Raw genomic sequence first — 4648 nt, forward strand, 5'->3', positions numbered from 1 at the left:
GGCGGTGCGACCGGGCCGGCGACCGACGGCAGCAGCAGCAGGATGAGGGCAGCGAGCAGGGCGATCACGCAGGCGGCGAGCACCAGCAAGCCCAGCCTGGTGGGATGGCTCGGGAAGTGTGCGCCGGCGCCGACGCCCAAGCCGTTCCAAGACACGTCCAGGCCGATCGAGCGGAGACTGAACCACGGCCGGATCGTCGCCACGGTGGCGGCGACGGCCCCGGTGATGATTCCGGCGGCGACGACGACGTGGCGTGGCTCGTCCATGGACGTAGGCACGGCGGCTCCGGGTGAGGTACCGGGTGCGGTTCACCGCGGCGACGTCCCTCTAAACTGGGCTGGCCGTAACCCCACTCTACGAGGAGTATTCGTGCTGCGCAGTCACGACGCCGGCTCGTTGCGGGCCACCGATGCCGGGCGGACGGTGACGCTGGCCGGCTGGGTGGCGCACCGCCGCGACCACGGTGGGGTGATCTTCATCGACCTGCGGGACGCGTCCGGGATCGCCCAGGTGGTCTTCCGCAGTGACGACGTGCTGGCCGCCGCGCACCGGCTGCGCGCCGAGTTCTGCGTCGCCGTCACCGGCGTCGTCGAGCGGCGACCGGCCGGCAACGAGAACCCGGAGCTGGCCACCGGCGCCATCGAGGTCGACGCGGCGAAGCTGACCGTGCTCAACGAGGCCGCCGCGCTGCCGTTCCAGCTCGACGAGGGCGCCGGCGAGGAGGCCCGGCTGCGCTACCGGTACCTGGACCTGCGCCGCGCGGACGGGCCCGGGGCGGCGCTGCGGCTGCGCTCGACGGTGAACGCCGCGGCCCGGGCGGTGCTGGCCGACCACGGCTTCGTCGAGATCGAGACCCCGACGCTGACCCGGTCCACCCCGGAGGGGGCGCGGGACTTCCTGGTGCCGGCCCGGCTGCAGCCCGGCTCGTTCTACGCGCTGCCGCAGAGCCCGCAGCTGTTCAAGCAGCTGCTGATGGTGGCCGGCATGGAGCGCTACTACCAGATCGCCCGCTGCTACCGGGACGAGGACTTCCGCGCCGACCGCCAGCCCGAGTTCACCCAGCTGGACCTGGAGATGAGCTTCGTCGACGCCGAGGACGTGATCGACCTGGCCGAGCAGGTGCTCGCCGCGCTGTGGGCGCTGATCGGCTACCGGCTGCCGACCCCGCTGCCGCGGATGAGCTACGCCGACGCGATGCGCCGGTTCGGCTCGGACAAGCCCGACCTGCGGTTCGGTCTGGAGCTGGTGGAGTGCACCGCGTTCTTCGCCGACACCACCTTCCGGGTCTTCCAGGCCCCCTACGTCGGCGCGGTGGTGATGCCCGGCGGGGCGTCCCAGCCGCGGCGCACCCTGGACGGCTGGCAGGACTGGGCCAAGCAGCGCGGGGCCAAGGGCCTGGCCTACGTGCTGGTCGGCGAGGACGGCGAGCTGGCCGGCCCGGTGGCCAAGAACCTCACCGACGCCGAGCGGGCCGGTCTGGCTGCGCATGTCGGGGCCGCCCCCGGTGACTGCGTCTTCTTCGCGGCCGGGCCGGTCAAGCCGTCCCGGGCGCTGCTGGGCGCGGCGCGGATCGAGATCGCCAAGCGGCTCGACCTGATCGACCCGGCCGCCTGGGCGTTCACCTGGGTGGTCGATCCGCCGCTCTTCGAGCCGGCCGACGAGGCCACCGCGGCCGGGGACGTCGCGGTCGGCTCCGGGGTGTGGACCGCGGTGCACCACGCGTTCACCGCGCCGAAGCCGGAGTACGCGGCGGCGGTGGCCGCCGACCCCGGTGCGGTGCCGGCCGACGCCTACGACATCGTCTGCAACGGCAACGAGATCGGCGGCGGCTCGATCCGTATCCACCGCCGCGACGTCCAGCAGCAGGTGTTCGCGGTGATGGGCATCGACGGCGCCGAGGCGCAGGAGAAGTTCGGTTTCCTGCTGGACGCGTTCGGCTACGGCGCGCCGCCGCACGGCGGGCTGGCGTTCGGCTGGGACCGGATCGTGGCGCTGCTGGCCGGGGTGGACTCGATCCGCGAGGTGATCGCCTTCCCGAAGTCCGGCGGCGGGGTGGACCCGCTGACCGACGCCCCGGCGCCGATCACCGCCGCCCAGCGCAAGGAATCCGGCATCGATGCCCCGGCCGCGGCGCCGACGGGCTGAGGCCGGAGACACCGGCGGGCCCCGGTGACCCAGACCCAGGCGGTGCCGACGGCCGGGTGATCGGGGTGGCTCAGCCGCCGCCGCCCGGCGCGGGCAGGGCGCCATGGACCAGGCCACGCAGCGGCGACGGCAGCCACGCGGTGAGCGTCGTCGGGAAGACGCGGCCCGGGCCGCAGGTCGGCCAGGCCCACGGTCCCTGCTCCTCGAGGACCCGGTCGGCCACCGCGATCTGTTCCTCCCGGGAGGCGTCGGCGGGCGAGCCGCTGCCGCCGAACTGCCGCCAGGTCGACTCCTTGAACTGCAGGCCGCCGTAGAAGCCGTTACCGGTGTTGGCGTGCCAGTTGCCGCCCGACTCGCATTGGGCTACCGCGTCCCAGTTGGCGATGCCGTCGGCCTCCGCGGGTGCGGCGTCCGGGCCGAGCAGCAGCAGCGCGGTTCCGACCGTCGCGGCCGCTCCGACCAGGAGTTTGTGCCGCTTTGCCAGCCGTGTGATCCGCCCGGCCTGCGCCCTGGGGTGCATATAACAACCTCCGTGATAGGCGTTCACTGTTGAGCTTTCCGTGCATAACGTGACAGAAGATATTGTTGTAACTCTTTTATAACTGGTGTTGTGGAAATTATGAGAGCTAATTGTGGTTAATTAGTCAACGTAAGTTGATAATGATGCTTATGTTGCTGTTGTTACGAGACGTCTGTTTCGGGAGTTAACTGCTGTGGTTGGAGTGACAGTTGGTTCGCGACGGGGGCGGCGGGGGGCCGCTCCCGGGATCTGGGCGTCCGTCCGCGCGAGAGCGGTTTAGGGTGCGCCTCCGGTCGGTGGCGCAGCTGGTGGTGTACACCTGGCTGATTGCAGGGAATCCCCGGCGCGTCGTCGCCCCCACCGCGGCGCGGCGCGCGTGGTATGCCTGAGATCGTGTCCAACGGTCTCTTCGACCTTCCCGACGCCCCACCGGCGCTCGGTGGTGCTGCCGGCGCGGCCGGCCCGGCGCCGCTGGCGGTGCGGATGCGCCCGGTCACGCTGGACGAGGTGGTCGGCCAGCAGCATCTGCTGCAGCCCGGGTCGCCGCTGCGCCGGCTGGTGGACGGCTCCGGCGCCGCATCGGTGATCCTGTACGGCCCGCCGGGCAGCGGAAAGACCACCCTGGCGTCGCTGATCTCGCAGGCCACCGGCCGCCGGTTCGAGGCGCTGTCGGCGCTGTCGGCCGGGGTCAATGAGGTGCGGGCGGTGATCGACGCCGCCCGCCGGGCCGCCGCCCACGGCGAGCAGACCGTGCTGTTCATCGACGAGGTGCACCGGTTCTCCAAGACCCAGCAGGACGCGCTGCTCTCCGCGGTGGAGAACCGGGTGGTGCTGCTGGTGGCGGCGACCACCGAAAACCCGTCGTTCTCGGGGGTCGCGCCGCTGCTGTCCCGGTCGCTGATCCTGCAGCTGCAGCCGCTGGACGGCGACGCCGTCCGCACCGTGGTGCAGCGCGCCGTCGCCGATCCGCGCGGGCTGGCCGGGCGGGTGACGGTGGCCGCCGACGCCGTCGACCTGCTGGTCCGGCTGGCCGCCGGGGACGCCCGCCGGGCGCTGACCGCGCTGGAGGTGGCTGCCGAGGCCACCGACGAGGTGACGGTCGCGACGGTCGAGCAGTCCCTGGACAAGGCCGCGGTCCGCTACGACCGGGACGGCGACCAGCACTACGACGTGATCAGCGCGTTCATCAAGAGCGTGCGTGGCTCCGATGTCGACGCCGCACTGCACTACCTGGCCCGGATGATGGTCGCCGGGGAGGACCCGCGGTTCATCGCCCGGCGACTGATGATCCTGGCCAGCGAGGACATCGGGATGGCCGACCCGACCGCCCTGCTCACCGCGGTCGCCGCCGCGCAGACGGTCCAGCTGATCGGCCTGCCGGAGGCCCGGTTGACCCTGGCGCACGCCACCGTGCACCTGGCCACCGCGCCGAAGTCCAACGCGGTGACCACCGCGCTGGCGGCGGCGATGGCCGACATCCAGGCCGGCAAGGCCGGCTCGGTGCCGACGCACCTGCGCGACGGCCACTACGCCGGGGCGCAGGCGCTGGGCAACGCGGTCGGCTACCGGTACTCGCATGACCACCCGGACGGCGTTGTGCCACAGCAATATCCACCCGACGAACTGGTCGGTGCCGACTATTACCGGCCCACCGGACGGGGCGGCGAACGCGCGATGGCGGCCCGGCTGGACCGGTTGCGCGCGATCATCCGGCGGCGCTGATCCGGCACCGGCCCGTACCCTGGACCGGGTGCAGACCAGGGTGCTCGACGTCGACACCGCGCGGCGGCGGACGGTGGATCTCACCGGTGCGATCCGCGAGTTCTGTGCCGGCGGACCGGACGGGCTGTGCAACGTGTTCGTGCCGCACGCGACGGCCGGGGTGGCGATCATCGAGACCGGCGCCGGCTCCGACGACGACCTGGTCGACGCGCTGGGCACCTTGGTGTGTCCCGCCTTCACGAAATGATCGAGGAACCTCTT

Annotated in this window: 3 protein-coding genes and 2 pseudogenes; 3 read left to right on the forward strand and 2 right to left on the reverse strand. The window is 72.2% G+C overall.

The window, feature by feature from the left end:
- Positions 1-266, reverse strand: a pseudogene (locus AC2VNT_RS13550) (hypothetical protein); the annotation flags it as partial.
- A gap of 103 nt (positions 267-369) precedes the next feature.
- Here AC2VNT_RS13550 and aspS point away from each other — a divergent pair.
- Positions 370-2145, forward strand: coding sequence for an aspartate--tRNA ligase (gene aspS, locus AC2VNT_RS13555; protein WP_486947357.1), 1776 nt, complete (start codon positions 370-372; stop codon positions 2143-2145).
- A gap of 70 nt (positions 2146-2215) precedes the next feature.
- On the opposite strand, the gene AC2VNT_RS13560 is transcribed toward aspS, so the two are convergent.
- Positions 2216-2665 carry a transglycosylase family protein gene (locus tag AC2VNT_RS13560; RefSeq protein WP_486947358.1) on the reverse strand — a complete coding sequence of 150 codons (450 nt, stop codon included), beginning with the start codon at positions 2663-2665 and terminating at the stop codon, positions 2216-2218.
- 381 nt (positions 2666-3046) lie between these two features.
- Between AC2VNT_RS13560 and AC2VNT_RS13565 the strand changes: the two genes are divergently transcribed.
- Both AC2VNT_RS13565 and AC2VNT_RS13570 read left to right on the forward strand, forming a co-directional pair.
- On the forward strand, positions 3047-4387 hold the full coding sequence (locus tag AC2VNT_RS13565) for a replication-associated recombination protein A (protein ID WP_486947359.1): 1341 nt from the start codon (positions 3047-3049) through the stop codon (positions 4385-4387).
- Between the two features lie 40 nt (positions 4388-4427).
- Positions 4428-4613 (forward strand): annotated as a pseudogene (locus AC2VNT_RS13570) (YjbQ family protein); the annotation flags it as partial.
- Positions 4614-4648 lie beyond the last annotated feature (35 nt).

This window comes from Mycobacterium sp. TH-M15 (assembly GCF_057473705.1).

Bases quoted from the DNA above. Each gene is read 5' to 3' on its own strand.
- AC2VNT_RS13560 (WP_486947358.1), bottom strand. From the start codon at position 2,665: ATGCACCCCAGGGCGCAGGCCGGGCGGATCACACGGCTGGCAAAGCGG.
- AC2VNT_RS13565 (WP_486947359.1), top strand. From the start codon at position 3,047: ATGCCTGAGATCGTGTCCAACGGTCTCTTCGACCTTCCCGACGCCCCA.